The following is an 18072-nucleotide window of genomic DNA, read 5'->3' on the forward strand; positions in this document are numbered from 1 at the left end:
ACATTAGGTCTATAGCAAAACCAAGCGTACCTCCGTCAAATGAACCCTCAGTCTAATATCGGTATTAGCGAATTCTTTTACCGGTATTAGTCGTCACTAATACCGGTAAAAGAATCGAGTGTGTCCGTGCTCCCTCTCGTCCGTCACAAGCTATGGTATCTAATGGATGGACATAAGCTAAAAAAAAAGAGGTGTCCGCCCAGGTAAAAACGGAAGTCGTCTTAGTCGGTGACCAGCGCCCCAACCATTTCCGTAACGGACGAGAAGTGGTGTCGGGTCATATAGTCGTCGATCCCTGCTATCACACCGAGAGGAGCCAGAGGATCGACGAAATTCTGAGTGCCGATCTGAACTGCCGAGGCACCACATAGGATGAACTCGATCGCATCCCTCCAGTCGCAGATCCCACCAATACCTATCAGCGGCACATCGACGACCTGAGACACCTGCCATACCATCCTTAGTGCCACAGGCTTGACTGCAGGACCAGAGAGACCACCGGTGATGGTGGAGATCTTTGGTCTCCTATGCTCCGCATCGACTGCCATAGCCATAATGGTATTGATCAGCGATAGTGCATCAGCGCCCTCGTCTACAGCAGCCTGAGCAATGTCGGTTATGCTGGTCACATTGGGCGTAAGCTTGACGATAAGCGCCTTATCGAAGACCTTCCGCACCGCCTTTACGATCTCGGCAGTGCCCTCACAAGAGACCCCATAGAGCATACCCCCATCCCTCACGTTTGGACAAGAGATATTCAGCTCGATCGCATGTACCAGATCGAGATCATTAAGAGCCTCTGCCACCTGTACGTAGGAGGCTATCGTGGAGCCGCTTACGTTGGGGATGATCTCGGTCCCGAGCCGATTGGCCTCAGGATAGATGTGATCAATCCAATAGTCGAGCCCCTTATTTTGCAGCCCGACAGCATTGATCATCCCTGAGGGGGTCTCCGCCATTCGAGGCTTTGGATTTCCCTGACGAGGCTCCAGCGTCACCGCTTTTGCAAAGATCCCACCCAGCTGAGAGACATCGTACACCTGATTCATCAGCACACCATCACCAAAGGTTCCGGAGGCTGTAGTGACAGGATTTTTCAGCACGAGACTGCCTATCTTAGTCGTTAAGTCGTTCATCTGCTTCATTGCCACAATAGATCCTCGATATTAAATACTGGTCCCTCCGTACAGACGCACACATTACCACGCACCGTTGGCTCTACACAGCAGAGACAGATCCCGATGCCGCAGGCCATCATATTCTCCAGGGACACTTCGCAACGGATCTTATTCCTACGGGCGATATCTGCAACCGCCTTCATCATAGGAGTGGGACCACAGCAGTATATATCAGAAAATGTCCTCTTGCCCCAGACAGTGTGCTCAGTCACGAAGCCTTGCTCGCCAAGGCTCCCATCCTCAGTAGTGATGAGAAGCTCGCCCACTTCCTCAAAGGGGGTGAGATCGGGAAAGGCACTGTCAGCGCGAGCTCCGAGGAGAAAAGTCGGCTCGTATCCTTGACTGAGTAGGTGGCGACCCATCGTCAGGAGAGGTGCAATGCCCACTCCGCCACCTACTAATAGAGGACTCTCTCCGATAGGAGCGCTGAAGTGATTACCGAGGGGTCCAAGCACTTCCACACTCGTCCCTATGGGAGCGTCTCTTAAGTAGCGTGTCGCTTTACCGGCCACTTGGATAAGTAGATCCAAGTGATCCTCACCCCCTCCGTAGATAGAGATAGGACGTCTCAGTAGCACCTCCGGTGCATGGATGCGTAGCTGCACGAATTGTCCAGGAGCAAAGGGAGGCACCTTCACTGCCCTGTCAATAGGCTCCACGCGTATGCCATAGAGCGTATCGCTGAAGTGTCGTATGTCGCACACGGACATACTAAGGTCTTTCATCTGTCGCATATATTTCACAATGCCCCCCCACTCGTCTTCTATGATCCCTATTCAAGGTTCATCTTATACTCCCAAATTTACGATTATTACCTTATCTCTCCACACTCCCGCTATAGAAATCACCCGGATATCCACATAAGTAAACTAATATATACATGCATACAAACAACTGCACCTATACATTTAGATATTTGGTCTGGACAGATCTCAATATCGGGCGATCGAATGCATGTGATCGTGGAACAGTTGGATCCCTAATATCAACAGAGAACAGTCGCATGCTCTTGTGACGCATAACTATGAATACCATTAAATTACAGATGAATGTTTAGAATTAATTTAGCCTACACGAATTACGCAGCCATCGGAGTGACTATGCTGCATGTTTCTATGAAGTATAGAATCTTGAAAACCATTAATTTAATCACATAACCATTGACACTATTTTAAGTGACTGCACACATACATTGATGCTTGTGATCGTTAATCCACCCATACAAGTGGGATTGTATCGATATTTACATATATATTTGCATAGTGGACGTGGATATATATGACCCCGGACGTAAGCTATACATTTATATATGGATATAAGGGACAGAATTAAGCTAATGATAGAGACCGAGGGAGTCACCCAAGCCGCCTTCGCAGAGTCTACCGGCATCAATACATCGACGCTGAATCACGTACTTACAGGGAGAAATAATCCCAGTATGGAGGTAATCACGAAGATACTCAGCACGTACCCCCAGTACGAGTCCGACTGGCTCATACATGGCAATGGCGCTATGTGGACTGAGGCCTATAGTGAGGAGCGAGCGAGGAGCTCCACGATCCCCCTTTTTCCAGGTGTTACAGTAGCGACGGACTCCACTACAGGACCAACTTCCGAGACCCAGACGGGCTCTGAAAAAGCACCTACTGAGAGAAGGAGGAGTCTTCCTTCACTCGGTCCTTTTGCGAAGGTGTCTGTCAGGCGGGTACAGAGGGTCATCATCTACTATGACGACAATACCTACGAGACACTCTACCCCTCACGCCCAGGCGATCTCCCGATCGACCCTCAGTGACGCTATCGCTGGATGCTCTTTGCAAAGCTAAGTACGACAGTGAGCGTCTTTTGATCGATTCTTGTCCTCTATACATACTCATCGGGACGTGGTGTGGGGAAGCAAATTGCACACTCATCAGATAAGATGAGAAATTTGTACCTTTGGCGTTGTAAAGGGGAAGGTTTTGCCATTTGCACACTTGTGCCTTTCTCTTCCTACGGCACAGACGTACACACTATAGCATTATATGACAAAGCACCTCAGAGCTGCTATTACTGCCATTGGACACTATCTGCCCAAGGATGTATTGACCAATGACGACATTGCCATGATGGTCGACACCTCGGACGAGTGGATCACGACGCGGGTCGGCATCCATCAGCGTCACATACTGAGAGACCGGACCGAGGGAGCCTCTGTGCTGGGCGTAGAGGCAATTCGCGACTTGGTGAGACGCCACCCAATGGATCTATCGACGATAGATATGGTGATCTGCTCAACCAACTCGCCAGACTACATCTTCCCATCAACTGCATCCATCATAGCTGCCGAGGCGGGGATCCCGGATGGCGTGCCTTGCTACGACTTTCAGGCTGCATGTAGCGGATTTATCTTCGGGTTGCAGATTGCTCGAGGCTTAGTCGAGAGTGGGCTGTATCGTAAGATCCTTCTGGTGACAGCAGAGAAGAATAGCTACTTTGCCAACCCCTCTGATCGCTCGACCCTCCCCCTCTTCGGCGATGGTGGTGCAGCGACACTTATCGAGCCAACGGAGGACGAGGTGGGGGTGATAGACGTCCTGATCGGGAATAAGAATATCGGTCACCGCGATGACTTGATCATCCCTGCAGGAGGCTCCGCCCGACCCGCCTCGCATGAGACGATTGAGAATGGGGAGCACTTCATCAAGATGAATGGGAGAGTGATCTTCAAGTGCGCTGTCTCGACTATGGGTGAGACGTCGCAGGAGGTACTCGTGCGAAATGGTCTCACCAAGGATCAAGTGGCATGGGTGGTTCCTCACCAAGCCAATCTCAGGATTATGAGTGCTGTAGCTGAGCGCCTTGAGCTGCCGATGGATCGACTGTTAGTCAATATCGGGCACTGTGGCAACACCTCATCCTCATCTATACCCATTGTACTCAGTGAGTGTGAGAAGCAGATACGAAGAGGAGATAATATAGTAATGACCGCCTTTGGCGCTGGTCTCACCTATGGAACGGCCTTACTTAAGTGGGCTTACGACACACCGGAGGTGTAAGAGTGATAGAGATGGATAAGATAGAAAACTTCAAGAGCGGCTTCGTCAACATCGTTGGCAATCCCAATGTCGGCAAGTCTACCCTAATGAATCAGCTGGTAGGGGACCGACTCAGCATCATCACCAATAAGTCGCAGACGACGAGGCACCGCATTATCGGCATCGTCAATAGCGATCGTATGCAGATCGTCTATAGTGACACTCCGGGGGTGCTTAAGCCCAAGTATCGTATGCAGGAGGATATGCTCTCCTTCTCACGCAGTGCCCTTGAGGATGCCGATATCCTTCTTTATGTCACTGATACCATTGAGCAGGCGGACAAGAATGCGGACTTCGTCGCTCAAGTGGCTAAGCTTGACATCCCCGTCCTCGTCCTGATCAATAAGGCGGATCTTATGAGTCAGGATGAGCTGGCAGCACTTATAGAGAGCTGGAGAGACAGGCTTCCCAATGCCACTGAGATCCTCCCTCTCGCTGCTCTGCATGGGGCCGGTATCCCTTATCTCAAGGAGCGCATCCCCGAGCTGCTCCCAGTGGCGCCCCCTTACTTTGACGAGGACGCACTGACGGACCGACCGGCGCGCTTTTTTGTCTCGGAAATTATCCGCGAAAAGATCTTCCTCTACTACAGGGAGGAGGTTCCCTACTCCTGCGAGGTTGCGATAGAGTCCTTCAAGGAGTCCGATGACCTGATACGCATCACAGGGACAATCTTTGTCGAGCGAGAGTCCCAGAAGGGGATCATCATCGGCAAGGGTGGCATAGCGCTTAAGAAAGTCTCTACCCTTGCTCGGCGCGACTTAGAGAGGTTCTTCGGGAAGAAGATCTTCCTCCGCCTCGAAGTGGGGGTCTCCGATGACTGGCGCAACAGCGATCGGGCACTCCGATCCTTCGGTTACGAGTCCAAGAGCTGAGTAACCTATTTCACTACCGATAACACAATAGACAGATACACCCTATGGCCAATAGCAAACTGGTAGCACTTGTCGGCCGACCCAATGTCGGCAAGTCCACCCTCTTCAATCGCCTCACCGAGTCCCGGACAGCGATCGTCTCCGACACCCCCGGCACTACCCGAGACCGTCAGTATGGTCGCTGCGAGTGGCAGGGGCGCTCCTTCAGCATAGTCGACACTGGTGGCTGGGTCGGTCAGAGTGATGAGACCTTTGAGTCCGCCATCAATAAGCAGGTAGAGATGGGTCTTGCAGAGGCTGATCTGATCGTCTTCCTCGTCGATGTGAAGGAGGGACTCACTCCACTGGATATGGAGATTGCGAATATGCTTCGTCGCACAGACAAGCCACTTATGGTAGTGGCAAACAAGGCTGACAACTTTACTATGGATGCCTACGCTGCGGAGTTTTACGCCCTCTCACTCGGGGACCCCTACCCAATCTCTGCCACCAATGGCGCCGGCACGGGTGACTTCCTCGACGCCCTGGTCTCGATGCTTCCGGAAGATAGCGTCGAGGAGGAGAAGGTACCGGATATGCTTCGTCTCGCCATCGTTGGCCGTCCCAATGCCGGTAAGTCCACCTTAGTTAATACACTATTGGATGAGGATCGCCACATTGTGACCGATGTCTCCGGCACCACGAGGGACTCCATCTACACTCATTATGATCGCTTTGGACACAACCTCCTCCTCGTGGACACCGCTGGTGTGAGGGAGAAGAGGAAGGTGAGCGAGGACATCGAGTACTACTCGGTACTCCGTAGCATCACAGCGATAGAGAATTCTGACGTCTGCGTCCTGATGCTTGACGCCACCCAAGGCATTGAGGCCGTGGATGTCAATGTCTACTCCATCGTCCGGAAGAATAACAAGGGACTCATCGTCTGTGTCAATAAGTGGGACCTGATCGAGGAGAAAGGGAAGGAAGTAATGGAGACCTACAAGGCAGCCATCTGCGCCCGACTGGCTCCATTCACCGACTTCCCGATCCTTTTCATCTCCGCCCTGACGAGGCAAAGGGTACTTAAGATCCTTGACCTCGCTGAGGAGATCTATGCCAAGCGGAAGACCCGCATCTCCACCGGTCAGCTCAATAAGGTACTCCTCCCTATCATAGGCGCCACCCCGCCCCCAATGATCAAGGGAAAGATGATCAAGATCAAGTACATCACCATGCTACCCGGTGTTACTGTCCCGAGCTTTGTCTTCTTCTGCAACCTGCCACAGTGGATCAAAGAGCCTTACAAGCGCTTCCTTGAGAATAAGATACGGGCCAACTGGGACTTCAGTGGCACCCCGATCAACATCTTCTTCCGAGAGAAGTGACCAACAATGGCTGAGGTAAAGAAACGGAAACGTCGTACAGCAACGGCGGAGCGGACTCGACAGCACTTCGTCAAGGTAGCTCGAGACCTTTTCGCCTCGCTGGGATTCCGTGACACGACGATGAATGGCATCGCCAAGAGTGCCGGCAAGAGTCGTCGAACCCTTTACACTTACTTCAGCACCAAGGAGGACATTTACTTAGAGGTGATCAAGGAGGAGTTTGACTTCCTCTACAGCGAGCTGGAGAAGTTTGTCAATCTGCCCGTCCCCACACCGGAGAAACTTATGCGCTACATAGGTCGCCGTGAGGAGATGATCAATAACGTAGTGATGTGGAATGGGACACTGGAGGCTGAGTTCTTCAATGACATAGCCACCCTCGAGCGGGCCAGAGTGCGCTTTGATGTACTCGAGCGACGCCTCATCCGCCAGATGCTTCAGGAAGGGATAGTCGGGGGCTACTTTCGCCCCACCCTTGACCCGACCCGCACCACGATGCTCCTGCACGCCTGCCTTAAGGGGCTCGAGGTACCCTACATCCGGGGACAGCTGGGACGCTCACGCGAGTCGCTCATGCGCACCTACTTCATCGTCTACGACCTTATCCTCAAGGGGATAGGTAATGAGACAGAGGACAAAGAATAATCCAATACACGATATGACTACTACTCAGACTCACAAGACCGCCATCGTCACCGGTGGGAGCCGTGGCATCGGTCGCGCCATCTGTCTCGAGCTCGCCTCGAGAGGCGTCCAAATAGCCTTCTGTGGCAGATCTCTCAATGCCAATACTACCTCTCTCGAGGAGCAGCTCCGTGGAATGGGTGTGGAGGCCAAGGCCTACGCTCTTGATGCTGCAGACCACGAGGCAGCCAAGGTCTTTGTCGCTGACGTGCTCAGGGACTTCGGCACCATTGATTACTTAGTCAACAATGCCGGTATCACTCGCGATGGACTCCTGATGCGCATGGACGAGGAGCAGTGGGACAGCGTTATCGGTGCAAATCTGAAGAGTGTCTTCAATGTCACCTCTGCCCTACTCCCCACTATGATCCGCGCTCGCAGCGGATCCATCGTCAGCCTCTCATCGGTTGTAGGTCTCCATGGCAACGCTGGTCAGACCAATTACTCTGCCTCCAAGGCCGGGATCATCGGCTTTACGAAGTCTCTCGCTAAGGAGGTGGGCAGTCGCGGCATCCGTGTGAATGCGGTCGCTCCCGGATTTATCCTGACTGATATGACCTCTCAGCTAAGCGAGGAGCAGACGAAGTCGTGGACCGCAGAGATCCCTCTCCGTCGTGCAGGCACGCCTGAGGATGTCGCCCGAGCAGTCGTTTTCCTCCTCTCTGATGATGCCTCCTACATCACCGGACAGGTGCTGCAGGTCTGTGGCGGTATGGCACTCTGATCCTATGGAGGTACTCTACGAGGACAACCACCTGCTCGCTGTCTCCAAGGCTCCCGGTGAGATCGTACAAGGGGACCGTACCGGGGATGAACCACTTGTAGAGACCTGCAAAGCCTATATAAAGGAGAAGTACAGTAAGCCCGGAGCTGTCTTCCTCGGGGTGGCACACCGACTTGACCGACCGGTGAGCGGGGTGGTACTCTTTGCTCGCACCAGCAAGGCACTCACCCGACTCAATGACGCCTTTCGCCGTAGGGACGACCTTGAGAAGGTCTACCTCGCCCTTGTCGAGGGACGCCCGGAGCGTCCTGTTGCCACTCTGACCCACCATCTCCTTCGCAATAGGGATCAAAATAAGAGCTACCCAGTCCGCAAGGGGACGAAGGAGGCGAAGGAGGCGGTGCTGGATTATCGAGTGGTGGCTCAGTCTACCGAAGGGCAGACGCTACTGGAGATCCACCTCCACACCGGACGGCATCACCAGATCCGTGCCCAGCTGGCAGCCATAGGCTGCCCGATCGTCGGTGATGTCAAGTATGGCGCCTCTCACCCCCTCCCAGATGCGTCCATAGCTCTCCACGCCCGCTCACTCACGCTGATCCACCCGGTCCGACGGGAGCCGATCACCTTCACTGCCCCACTTCCCTCCACCCCCGTCTGGGATCCTGTCCGAGACCTATAATACAAGAGAGGCTGTCCGAGATGATCGGGCAGCCTCTCTTTTGCTTTGTAGGGCTCGTGTTACTTCTTATTGAGCCACTTATTCATCCAGTCGATCCAGGTGCGATAGAAGAGGACGCTATTCTGCGGCTTCAGGATCCAGTGGCTCTCGTCGGGGAAGTAAAGCATACGAGAGGGGATGCCTCGCAGCTGAGCAGCGTTGAAGGCCTGCATACCCTGAGAGTAGAGGATGCGGAAGTCATACCCACCGGCGATGCAGAGGATCGGCGTGTCCCACTTGTCGACAAAATGGTGGGGTGAGAAGGAGTAAGAGTTGCGTACCCGCTCTTTATCTTTCTCCCAGAAGGGACCACCGAGGTCCCAGTTGGTAAACCAGAGCTCCTCTGTCTCCAGGTATTGTGCATCGAGATTGAACATCCCGGCATGGGCAGCGAACGCCTTGAAGCGTCCCTCATGGTGCCCGGCGAGATAGTAGACAGAGAATCCTCCATAGCTGGCACCGGTGGCACCGAGCCGATCCTTATCCACATAGGGCAGTGTGGCAGCGTAGTCGATCGCGGAGAGATAGTCCTTGATATTCTGACCACCATAGTCACCGGAGATCTGCTCCGTCCACTCCTTACCATTACCGATGGTGCCGCGACGATTAGGCGCTACCATGATGAAACCAGCGGAGGCAAAGGTGCGGAAGTTCCAGCGGTAGCTCCAAAATTGTGTCACCGGGCTCTGTGGACCTCCCTCGCAGAAGAGGACGGTGGGATACTTCTTACTGGGGTCAAAGTTGGGCGGCAGGATGAACCAAGTGATCATATCCTTGCCATCGGTCGTCTTAACGATGTGACGCTGTACAGTCACATTGGGATAGTCAGCAAGGAAGGCATCATTGTCAGGGGTCAGCTTCGTCGCCTCCCCCCTTGCTACATCGTAAGCAAAGGCGGAGGTCGGCTCAGCCATCGACTGTATGGTGAGGAGCATCTCCTTACCCTCGCCTGCGAAACCCGTCACATCGGCGAGATCGTACTTTGTCATCTGCTCAGCCTTCCCGGTCTCGATATTGATGCTAAAGAGATTGGACGTGCCGTGATCCGGGGTGACGAAGCGGAGCTTCTTACCACAAGAGCACCAGCCCAGCTGCTGTGGGTAGTACTCATAGTCCTTGGAGACAAAGGTCTTCTTCCCGCTCTTCATATCCATCACGAAGATCCTCGGGAGGTCCGACTCACAGCCGTCATGCTCCATACTGAGCCACGCGAGCTTAGTCCCGTCGGGAGAGAAGGTGGGATTGGTATCGTAGCCCATCATCCCCTCAGTCAGGTTGGTCGTCTTGCCACTCTGGAGGTCAAAGAGATAAATATCCGTATTGGTCGAGACAGCGTATTCCTTGCCCACCTTCTTACGGCACGAGTAGGCGATCTGCTTGCTGTCCTTGGTCCAGCTCAGCTGCTCTGTACCGCCAAAGGGCTTGGTCGGCAACTCAAAGAGCTCGCCCTCATTGAGGATTGAGCGAAGCTCCTTGGACACCTTGCCATCGGTGCCTACCGTGGCGATGAAGGACTGAGGCACGGAGACATTCCACTCATCCCAGTGCTTGTACATCAAGTCGTCGTAGATATGCCCGGTCTGCTTCCCGAGATCAGGGTTCTCCTCCTTGGAGATCTCCGGGAGCATCACCTCGCGGATGACGACCACCTTCTTCCGATCGGGAGAGTAAAGGAAGTCGATCACATCGAAGTCATAGTCCGACACCATGCGGAGGTTACTGCCGTCTAAGTTGCAGAGAGCGATCTGAGCTTTATCGCCCTTTGTAGAGACAAAAGCAATCGTCTGATCATCGAGGAAAACCGGAGAGTGACCGGCATTCTTGCCGAGGATGGCTCGTCCGCTACCAGGCTTACCAGTCTCACCGACCATGATCTCGGAGTAGAAGTTATTCTGCTCGAGCTGAGCCATAGAGCGGGTGTAGATGAAGTGCTTCCCGTCCGGAGAGAGTTGGATGCCCCCGATGCGATAAAGCTTGTGCATCGCCTCAGCGGTGAAGACTTTACCCTCGCCGGCGGTCTCACTTGCCGTTGTTGCGCTCACCGGAGAGCATAGCATAAGTGCTCCGGTCGCTGCAAGGGTCATAAGGGATAAGAATTTTGACATGTGTACGTGTTATGATTAAAAAGGTATTTGTGCTTCGTACTTCACAATTGCGAAAGTACACAATTATTACGACACCTCCCGACCATAGCGGTCAGAAAAATTAGTCAGAGAGAGCGACGAATGGGGCATATACCCCTCATAGGAGCGGACAGATAGACACTAAAAGCAGCATGGATGACTTATTCCGGCACTACAAAGCGCCTGCGATAGTCCTCGAGGCCTATCACCACCATCCGGCTCCTGATCAGAGACCGGACATACTCTTTTTGTCTACCGACAGATGTGGTGTCCTAGAAAAGTACACACATAGAGGAGCAGAAATGAACAACAAGAAAGAAGCGAAAAAGTCGGGAGAGACCTCTCGGAAGAGCCAAAAAACGGGTCTGAAACAGAGGAGCTACGACGAGAAGTTTAAATTAAAAGTCATGCGCGAAATGGTATGTACGGGCGAGACTCTTGCGTCACTAAGTAAGCGTCACGATGTGCCGATTACAACGATATCCCGCTGGATCAGTACCTTTGGGGTCACAACCCCAAAACAAATCAGAGAGCAGGTTATGAGTAAGAATATCAGCGATATCGAGCGCAAGCTTATCGAGAAAGAGCGTGAGTGTGAAGAGCTTAAAGTAAGACTTCGAGAGGCACAAATTGAGTGCGAGATCAAAAAAGCGTCCTTGGACTACCTGTCTTCCAAGTACCACATTGATCTAAAAAAAAAGAACGATTTAGACTAGTGGGTGAGATGAAAGATAAGAACATCAGTGGTCGCTCAATCGGTGTAAGCAAGTGTTGCAAATACCTCTGCGTCAGCAGAAAAGGCTACTACAATAGAGTGAGGGCTCAGGCTGCTCGTCTCTCCACCGAGGGCTACGATGAGTCCACCAAGGCGAGCGCAGTACTCTACTTTTGCAGACGACAGCGAGAGCAGCTGCCAAGGGCGGGTGTGACCGTACTCCACAAGCTGTCAAATGAATACTTCCGTGACATCTTCACCGTAGGGCGAGACTGGCTGTCCAAACTCCTGGATGCCAACAATATGCTCTTGAGAGAGGCCAAGAAGAAGCGCCCCCCTCGGACGACAAGAGGGGTTGTGAATCATGGCTTTGAGGATCATGTCAATACGATCCCAAAGTACATCGCCCCTGACAATTGCCGTCTCTTGGTCTCCGACATCACCTACGTAAAGACATTAGAAGGCTTTGTCTATCTGTCACTTACGATGGATGCCTACAGCAGGATCATCACCGGATTTGACCTCCGCAAAACCCTCTCGACAGAAGGGCCCCTCAATGCTCTAAAGCAATCCATACTCTTCTTTACAAAGCACGGATATCCACTTGAGGGACTGATCTTCCACAGCGACCGCGGATGTCAGTATATCTCAAAGGAAATGACCGAGTTAGAGGCGAAGTACGGTATCATAACCAGCGTGACCCAGACCGGAGATCCTCTCCACAATGCCATGGCAGAGCGGCTGAATGGAACACTGAAGAACGACTTCTTGTACGACACCGAAAAACTTGATTTTGAGCATACTAAGTCAGCAGTAAAGACGAGTGTTATGACCTACAATACAGCTCGTCCTCATCGGGCAATAGGGATGAAAACGCCTATGCAAATGCTACTGCCCGACTACCCTAATCCCCTATTGTCCAATGGGAAGGAGGCGGGAGAGGCCCCTCACCCCCAAAGAGGGGGTGGGGGTGGGGCCTTTCCCGCCTCCAACGGAGAAGTCCTGCGACCATAAAGGACTTGCAAAATAAGTGTGTACTCATTAGCAATAAATGGGTATATTTGTATACGAGTTGACACCTAACCCCTTCCGGGTGTGTACACTCTCAGGTCTTAATCCAATGACCGGTATACAGTCCTAGTAATATTCAGTCAACTGTGTACTTTTTCCAGGAATCGCATAAGATGTTAGAAAAATCGCCCCGACTGCAGGCTCAATTCTTTTACCGATATTAGTCTTGTCTAATACCGGTATTAGTCTTCTCTAATATCGGTATTAGATAGACGCCTCCATGGGCGGTTAGGATGGACGATTGACTCGGGCTTTTTCGCTCCGCATAGATTGCATCCCTGTAGGCAATCATCAGGTCGGAAAGAAGTGTGGACTTATAATATGCGTACCTACTCATCAAGATCCACCCCCTATGAGCACACGACTGCTTTCTGCAATATTGCTTCTCCATCCACCAGAGGCGGATTATTTGCTACCTTTGTAGTCAGATAGTAGTAACGTTCGACTAACTCTTCATCGGCTCTTTATATAGACTTCCATTATGTCAGCTAAGGGATATTGGCATAGGGTGAAAGACTTCTTCTACAACGTCAATCCACTCTTCCTGATGACCGGACTACTTGCCGTTATGCTTGTGGTCCCTGGTCAGCATAGTATTTGGTCTCAGATCAAGACCTCCCGACAGCTCAAGGAGAAGCAGGAGGAGTATCAGTACTACAAGGATGAGATCAAGAAGTCTCAGAGACACCTTGATGAGATCAAGTACAAGCGTGATATGCTCGAGAAGTATGCGAGAGAGCGCTATCTAATGAAGGAGGAGGACGAAGATCTCTACTTGCTCACAGACCCGGACAAGAAGTAATGACAGACCTACAGAGTGGTGGTCAGAAGAGACCACACATGACCATCAGGAGCACTCTCTACCCGACAGGCTTGATAGCCTGCGCCCTCGGGGCCATTCTCCATATCTGGCTTCCCCAGGTGGGCGGATGGACCCTCTTTGCAGGCGGGCTCTTGATCATCATCAGCCATATTTCCGATGCCCGTCGGGTGAGTACTCTCGGGGTACGTGCCAAGCGACTGATGCGGATGAACTTCCTCGGTGCTGCTATGTACATGATTGCCGGGGGCTCTGCTGTAGAGGGCAGGAGTATGTGGATCCTCTTCTTCGTGATCGGTACGGTCTTCGTTGCCTACACTTTTTTTGCCCTCAGTCACACAGAAAAGGAAAATAAACTATGACGCGACAGCTTGTCATCATACCTACCTATAATGAGATAGAGAATATCCGTGCCATCATGGCCGCTGTGCTGGAGCTGAGCGATCCCTCCTTTGACATCCTTGTCGTGGACGACGGTTCGCCCGACGGCACCGGTGCCGAGGTGACCAAGATCGCTGAGGAGCTACCGGGACGGGTCTTCCTGCTCAGTCGCAGTGGCAAGCAGGGGCTGGGGACTGCCTATATTGCTGGATTCAAGTGGGCTCTCGAGCACGAGTACGACTACATCTTGGAGATGGATGCTGACTTTAGCCACGATCCCAAGTCTCTACCCAAGCTCTACGAGGCGTGTCACAGTGGCGGAGCTGACGTGGCGGTGGGGTCGAGATACCTGACCGGTATCAATGTGGTCAATTGGCCTCTTGGTCGCGTGCTGATGAGCTACTTTGCCTCCCTCTACGTCCGTACGATCACGGGGATGAAGGTCTATGACGCCACGGCAGGCTTTGTCTGCTACCGAGCCGAGGTGCTTCGGACGATCGACCTGGATAAGATCCACTTCAAGGGGTACGCCTTCCAGATCGAGATGAAGTACACAGCGACGCTCTGTGACTTCAGGATACAGGAGGTGCCGATTATCTTTGTGAATAGGCGACTGGGAGTCAGCAAGATGAGCTCAGGTATCTTTGGCGAAGCTTTCTTCGGTGTGCTTAAGATGCGTTACTGGTCACTCACCCACAAGATACCCAAGACAACAGGATATGAGAAGAGACGAGAAGAGACTACTGATCCACGACGCTGAGATCGTCAATGAGGGCGAGTCATTCCGTGGCTCGATCCTGATCACCGGGGAGCGTATCACGGAGATCATCCGCGACGAGGAGCCCCTACCCTCAGCTGATGAGGTCCTCGAGGCAGAGGGACTGCTCTGCCTACCGGGGGTGATCGATATGCATGTCCACTTCCGGGAGCCGGGGCTGACCGCCAAGGGCTCGATCACCTCGGAGAGTGGCGCTGCCCTGCTGGGAGGAGTCACCTCCTATGCCGAGATGCCCAATACCCTCCCTCAGACCACCACACTTGAGACGTGGGAGGACAAGATGAGACGCGCTGAGGAGGAGTCGATGGGGAATTATTCCTTTATGTTCGGCGCTACGAATGAGAATGTCGACCTGCTCTCAAGGCTTGATCTGAAGCACACCCCAGGGGTAAAGGTCTTTATGGGCTCCAGCACCGGCAATATGCTGGTCGACTCTCCGGAGACGCTCCGTCGGATCTTTACGGAGTGTCCCACACTGATCTGCATCCATAGTGAGGATGAGGAGATCATCCGGGCCAATAAGGCGAAGTATACTGCACTGTACGGAGATGATCCGGAGGTAAAGTTTCATCCCCTTATCAGGAGTCGAGAGGCGTGCTATGAGTGCAGCAGACGAGCAGTCGCCATGGCGGAGGAGACAGGGGCAAGACTTCACATTCTCCACCTATCCACGGAGGACGAGCTGTCACTGCTGAAGCCTCGCACAGCAGAGGGATTTAGCAGCAAGAGGATCACCGGGGAGGTCTGCGTGCACTACCTCTGGTTTACCGATAAGGACTACGAGCGACTTGGGGCAAGGGTAAAGTGGAATCCCGCCATCAAGACTGAGCGCGACCGAGATGCTCTGAGAGCTGCCATCAATAGTGACCTTGTCGATGTCGTTTCGACAGACCACTCGCCCCACCTGCCGGAAGAGAAGGTGGGTGGTGCACTCGGAGCAAAGAGCGGAGGACCGCTGGTGCAGTTTTCCCTCCCCCTCATGCTGGAGCTGGTCCGTGAGGGGATATTTCCGATCGAGCGGGTAGTGGAGTATATGGCACACAATCCCGCCCTACTCTACGGCATCGAGGAGCGAGGATTTATCCGTAAGGGCTACTACGCTGACTTGGTGCTGGTAGACCCTCATAAGAGTACTACCGTGACAAAGGAGGTGATCCGAAGCAAGTGTGGCTGGAGTCCCTTTGAGGGAGAGACCTTCCGTAGCAGCGTCGTCGGGACGATACTTAATGGAGCTCCTGTAGTGCGAGGAGGAGTGCTCGATGAGGCACTTGCTCTCCGTTCGAAGAGAGCTCTCACCTTTGGCAATCGACTTCCGAGATGAGCAGGAGTGGCCTTTTTCCTATCCTTGCTACCTGCTGCCTTATGCTCCTCGGTGGAGGAAGGGCACTGGGACAGATCGACATCGACAAGCAACTTCGGGATCGTATCATCGCCCCCGACTCGCTACTCAATGACGACACCGATGCCGATCGGCACGGGACGCTCGAGAGCTACTACCTGACCGGTCGCACGGGAGACCTGCGACCGGCTCCCATTGATACCCTCAAGCTCAATTCCTTCAGGCGAGAGCACATCGAGGGCAGGAGCGTCGCGGAGAGCTACTTAGGCACCTATGCAGGTCCCTATCAGTCCAAGGTCTACTTTGACCAGCCGATCGACCAGTGGGGAGACTTTTACTACCTGGCGCCCTACTTCCACCTTCTCAGGAGAGGGACTATGGCGAGGTACTTTGACACCAAGGTACCCTACACCTACCTTAGCGTGCAGAAGCTGGGCGGATCCAACGAGCTTGAGCAGCTCCTACATGCCCTCTTTACCACAAACCTGGGTCCCAATGTCAATCTCGGCGGGGAAGCAGAGATTGACAAGGCCAATGGCGTGTACAATAATACTGCCTCGCAAGCGCTCACCTATCGAATCTTTGGCTCCTACACCAAGGGGCGGTATGAGCTCTTTGCCGAGGTGGGGAATACCAACGTCATCAACCAGGAGAATGGCGGTATCACCGATATGAGGTATATCTCCAATGTGGAGGAGATAGCGGGCGGACGACGCACGCTGCTACCTCGCGACATCCCGACCCGATATAAGTCCACCTGGAACTCCGCCTCCTATGGTCGCGGACGGCTTCACCACAGGTATCGCCTCGGACGCTACCGAGAGTACGATAAGGATGGGAAGTTGGTCGCCCCCCCCAAGACTCCACTAAAGGACGAAGTAGCCAAGCAGGACTCACTACCAGCAGCACCGGTAGTGGCTACTGAGCCCGACTCCCTTGCAGCACCGACAGGAGCACCTAAGGAGCAGAAGATACTTAGGAGGAGTGCGCCACCGAAGGATAAGGGAGACGAAGACAACAACGAGGAGAAAGACGAAGTAGTGAAGAAGGTCTTCGTCCCCGTCACCTCGATCTTCCATGACCTGACGATAGAGCGAGGCAGCCACGAGTTTGTCTCTCAGGATCCTGCCTTGCTTGATCGATTTAAGGAGAAATTCATTCCCAAGCAGGAGGGGATGAAGTACTATCCTTACGACCGCTTCAGCAGCGCTACCATATCGAATACCGTGGGCGTAGAGCTGATGGAGGGCTTCCATAAGTGGGCGAAGATGGGCATCAGCGCTTTTGCCTCCTTTGACTACCAGATCAATAAGCAGCCACTCATCCTGCCTGAGGATGCTGAGCGACTGGATCTCCCTTACGAAGAGCAGGGGTCCAAGCTACACTCCACCCTCGTCGGTGGGAGGATCAAGAGCGACTCCTTCAAGCACCTGAAGTGGTATGTGCAGGGACAGGTAGGTGTCGAGGGCTATCGCGCCGGTGAGATCGATGTGAGGGGTAACGTGGATCTGAGGATGAAGCTCTTTAAGAGGGACGTGATCCTGAGTGGGAATGGACTTTTCCTCAATACGGTGCCACCCTACTTCTTGGAGCACTTCAAGAGTACATTCCACGCCTGGGATAGAGACCTAAAGAATACTCAGCGGCTGAGACTCGGAGCTGACCTTACTATCCCTGCGACAGAGTCTCATCTCTTTGTACGTGCGGAGACGATCCAGCATCCCTATCAGGTCGACTCTGTGTCCTATCAGCCGATCCAGCATGAGGGCAACGTCAGAGTGATCAGTGCTGGCTTTGACCAAGCAGTGAGGTGGAGGTTTGTCAATCTTGAGACCTCCTTCGTCTGGCAGAGTAGTAGCGACAGCTACGTGATCCCGATGCCGGAGTTTGCAGCGTATGCCAATCTCTACTTCAGCGGACTCATCGCCAAGGTGATGACCCTGCAGGTGGGTGTGGATGCCAAGTGGCACAGCAGCTATACGGCACCCTACTATGAGCCTACGACACAGATGTTTACCCCTCAGGATAAGATCCTTATCGGTGGGGACGCTCCTATGATGACAGCGTATGCCAATTTTCATCTCAAGCGAGCACGCGTCTTCGTGAGATACTACAATGTCGGCTCGCAGATATTTAAACCTAACCACTTCACTATGCCCTACTACCCCACTTACCCACCTCAGGTGCAGTTTGGTGTAGTTGTGGACCTAAAGAATTGA

At 53.0% G+C, this 18072-nt stretch carries 17 protein-coding genes; 14 read left to right on the forward strand and 3 right to left on the reverse strand.

Going from position 1 to position 18072, the window contains the following annotated elements; translation table 11 throughout:
* Nucleotides 1-221: 221 nt before the first annotated feature.
* Together AC1EKE_RS01850 and AC1EKE_RS01855 are read right to left on the reverse strand one after the other, a co-directional pair.
* The gene (locus AC1EKE_RS01850; RefSeq protein WP_480307832.1) at nucleotides 222-1136 is read right to left on the reverse strand and encodes a dihydroorotate dehydrogenase; all 915 of its coding nucleotides are present in this window, start codon (nucleotides 1134-1136) and stop codon (nucleotides 222-224) included.
* 5 nt (nucleotides 1137-1141) lie between these two features.
* Entirely contained in the window at nucleotides 1142-1903 is a 762-nt protein-coding gene (locus AC1EKE_RS01855) for a dihydroorotate dehydrogenase electron transfer subunit (RefSeq protein ID WP_480307834.1), read from the reverse strand.
* A 584-nt stretch (nucleotides 1904-2487) separates the two neighbouring features.
* On the opposite strand from AC1EKE_RS01855, the gene AC1EKE_RS01860 reads away from it, so the two are divergent.
* The 7 genes from AC1EKE_RS01860 to AC1EKE_RS01890 all read left to right on the forward strand — a co-directional run bounded on the left by AC1EKE_RS01860 (nucleotide 2488) and on the right by AC1EKE_RS01890 (nucleotide 8587).
* Nucleotides 2488-2973 (forward strand): helix-turn-helix transcriptional regulator, encoded by a 486-nt coding sequence (locus AC1EKE_RS01860; RefSeq protein WP_480307836.1) that lies wholly within the window; start codon nucleotides 2488-2490, stop codon nucleotides 2971-2973.
* 229 nt (nucleotides 2974-3202) lie between these two features.
* Nucleotides 3203-4216, forward strand: coding sequence for a beta-ketoacyl-ACP synthase III (locus AC1EKE_RS01865; RefSeq protein ID WP_480307838.1), 1014 nt, complete (start codon nucleotides 3203-3205; stop codon nucleotides 4214-4216).
* 11 nt (nucleotides 4217-4227) lie between these two features.
* A complete protein-coding gene (gene era, locus AC1EKE_RS01870) occupies nucleotides 4228-5130 on the forward strand; it encodes a GTPase Era (RefSeq protein ID WP_480307840.1) in 903 nt (300 codons plus the stop codon).
* Between the two features lie 44 nt (nucleotides 5131-5174).
* A complete protein-coding gene (gene der / locus AC1EKE_RS01875; protein WP_296161212.1) occupies nucleotides 5175-6497 on the forward strand; it encodes a ribosome biogenesis GTPase Der in 1323 nt (440 codons plus the stop codon).
* Between the two features lie 6 nt (nucleotides 6498-6503).
* Nucleotides 6504-7142, forward strand: coding sequence for a TetR/AcrR family transcriptional regulator (locus AC1EKE_RS01880; protein WP_480307842.1), 639 nt, complete (start codon nucleotides 6504-6506; stop codon nucleotides 7140-7142).
* A gap of 13 nt (nucleotides 7143-7155) precedes the next feature.
* Nucleotides 7156-7905 (forward strand): 3-oxoacyl-[acyl-carrier-protein] reductase, encoded by a 750-nt coding sequence (gene fabG / locus AC1EKE_RS01885; RefSeq protein ID WP_480307844.1) that lies wholly within the window; start codon nucleotides 7156-7158, stop codon nucleotides 7903-7905.
* A 4-nt stretch (nucleotides 7906-7909) separates the two neighbouring features.
* Nucleotides 7910-8587: an RluA family pseudouridine synthase gene (locus tag AC1EKE_RS01890; protein ID WP_480307846.1), complete on the forward strand. Its 678-nt coding sequence runs from the start codon at nucleotides 7910-7912 to the stop codon at nucleotides 8585-8587.
* Between the two features lie 59 nt (nucleotides 8588-8646).
* Here the strand turns inward: AC1EKE_RS01890 and AC1EKE_RS01895 are convergent, their stop codons facing one another.
* Complete coding sequence (locus AC1EKE_RS01895; protein ID WP_480307848.1) at nucleotides 8647-10731, reverse strand: S9 family peptidase; 2085 nt, start codon at nucleotides 10729-10731, stop codon at nucleotides 8647-8649.
* Nucleotides 10732-10901: 170 nt separating this feature from the next.
* On the opposite strand from AC1EKE_RS01895, the gene AC1EKE_RS01900 reads away from it, so the two are divergent.
* The 7 genes from AC1EKE_RS01900 (at nucleotide 10902) to AC1EKE_RS01930 (ending at nucleotide 18072) form a co-directional block, all read left to right on the forward strand.
* Complete coding sequence (locus tag AC1EKE_RS01900; RefSeq protein ID WP_480307850.1) at nucleotides 10902-11465, forward strand: transposase; 564 nt, start codon at nucleotides 10902-10904, stop codon at nucleotides 11463-11465.
* A gap of 8 nt (nucleotides 11466-11473) precedes the next feature.
* On the forward strand, nucleotides 11474-12478 hold the full coding sequence (locus AC1EKE_RS01905; protein ID WP_480307852.1) for an IS3 family transposase: 1005 nt from the start codon (nucleotides 11474-11476) through the stop codon (nucleotides 12476-12478).
* 538 nt (nucleotides 12479-13016) lie between these two features.
* Nucleotides 13017-13337 carry an FtsB family cell division protein gene (locus AC1EKE_RS01910; RefSeq protein WP_480307853.1) on the forward strand — a complete coding sequence of 107 codons (321 nt, stop codon included), beginning with the start codon at nucleotides 13017-13019 and terminating at the stop codon, nucleotides 13335-13337.
* Nucleotides 13337-13717, forward strand: a complete 381-nt coding sequence (locus AC1EKE_RS01915; protein ID WP_480307855.1) for a hypothetical protein — start codon at nucleotides 13337-13339, stop codon at nucleotides 13715-13717. The genes AC1EKE_RS01910 and AC1EKE_RS01915 overlap by 1 nt, the downstream gene beginning before the upstream one ends.
* On the forward strand, nucleotides 13714-14496 hold the full coding sequence (locus AC1EKE_RS01920) for a polyprenol monophosphomannose synthase (protein ID WP_480307857.1): 783 nt from the start codon (nucleotides 13714-13716) through the stop codon (nucleotides 14494-14496). The genes AC1EKE_RS01915 and AC1EKE_RS01920 overlap by 4 nt, the downstream gene beginning before the upstream one ends.
* Nucleotides 14456-15835, forward strand: coding sequence for a dihydroorotase (locus tag AC1EKE_RS01925; RefSeq protein WP_480307859.1), 1380 nt, complete (start codon nucleotides 14456-14458; stop codon nucleotides 15833-15835). Before AC1EKE_RS01920 ends, AC1EKE_RS01925 begins: the two co-directional genes overlap by 41 nt.
* Nucleotides 15832-18072, forward strand: a complete 2241-nt coding sequence (locus tag AC1EKE_RS01930) for a putative porin (RefSeq protein WP_480307861.1) — start codon at nucleotides 15832-15834, stop codon at nucleotides 18070-18072. The genes AC1EKE_RS01925 and AC1EKE_RS01930 overlap by 4 nt, the downstream gene beginning before the upstream one ends.

The organism is Porphyromonas sp. C0041D3 (assembly GCF_056590575.1).

Bases quoted from the DNA above. Each gene is read 5' to 3' on its own strand.
- AC1EKE_RS01850 (WP_480307832.1), bottom strand. From the start codon at position 1,136: ATGAACGACTTAACGACTAAGATAGGCAGTCTCGTGCTGAAAAATCCT.
- AC1EKE_RS01890 (WP_480307846.1), top strand. From the start codon at position 7,910: ATGGAGGTACTCTACGAGGACAACCACCTGCTCGCTGTCTCCAAGGCT.
- era (WP_480307840.1), top strand. From the start codon at position 4,228: ATGGATAAGATAGAAAACTTCAAGAGCGGCTTCGTCAACATCGTTGGC.
- AC1EKE_RS01895 (WP_480307848.1), bottom strand. From the start codon at position 10,731: ATGTCAAAATTCTTATCCCTTATGACCCTTGCAGCGACCGGAGCACTT.
- AC1EKE_RS01880 (WP_480307842.1), top strand. From the start codon at position 6,504: ATGGCTGAGGTAAAGAAACGGAAACGTCGTACAGCAACGGCGGAGCGG.
- AC1EKE_RS01860 (WP_480307836.1), top strand. From the start codon at position 2,488: ATGGATATAAGGGACAGAATTAAGCTAATGATAGAGACCGAGGGAGTC.
- AC1EKE_RS01925 (WP_480307859.1), top strand. From the start codon at position 14,456: ATGAGAAGAGACGAGAAGAGACTACTGATCCACGACGCTGAGATCGTC.
- AC1EKE_RS01900 (WP_480307850.1), top strand. From the start codon at position 10,902: ATGGATGACTTATTCCGGCACTACAAAGCGCCTGCGATAGTCCTCGAG.
- AC1EKE_RS01920 (WP_480307857.1), top strand. From the start codon at position 13,714: ATGACGCGACAGCTTGTCATCATACCTACCTATAATGAGATAGAGAAT.
- AC1EKE_RS01865 (WP_480307838.1), top strand. From the start codon at position 3,203: ATGACAAAGCACCTCAGAGCTGCTATTACTGCCATTGGACACTATCTG.
- AC1EKE_RS01915 (WP_480307855.1), top strand. From the start codon at position 13,337: ATGACAGACCTACAGAGTGGTGGTCAGAAGAGACCACACATGACCATC.
- AC1EKE_RS01930 (WP_480307861.1), top strand. From the start codon at position 15,832: ATGAGCAGGAGTGGCCTTTTTCCTATCCTTGCTACCTGCTGCCTTATG.
- AC1EKE_RS01855 (WP_480307834.1), bottom strand. From the start codon at position 1,903: ATGAAAGACCTTAGTATGTCCGTGTGCGACATACGACACTTCAGCGAT.
- AC1EKE_RS01905 (WP_480307852.1), top strand. From the start codon at position 11,474: ATGAAAGATAAGAACATCAGTGGTCGCTCAATCGGTGTAAGCAAGTGT.
- fabG (WP_480307844.1), top strand. From the start codon at position 7,156: ATGACTACTACTCAGACTCACAAGACCGCCATCGTCACCGGTGGGAGC.
- der (WP_296161212.1), top strand. From the start codon at position 5,175: ATGGCCAATAGCAAACTGGTAGCACTTGTCGGCCGACCCAATGTCGGC.
- AC1EKE_RS01910 (WP_480307853.1), top strand. From the start codon at position 13,017: ATGTCAGCTAAGGGATATTGGCATAGGGTGAAAGACTTCTTCTACAAC.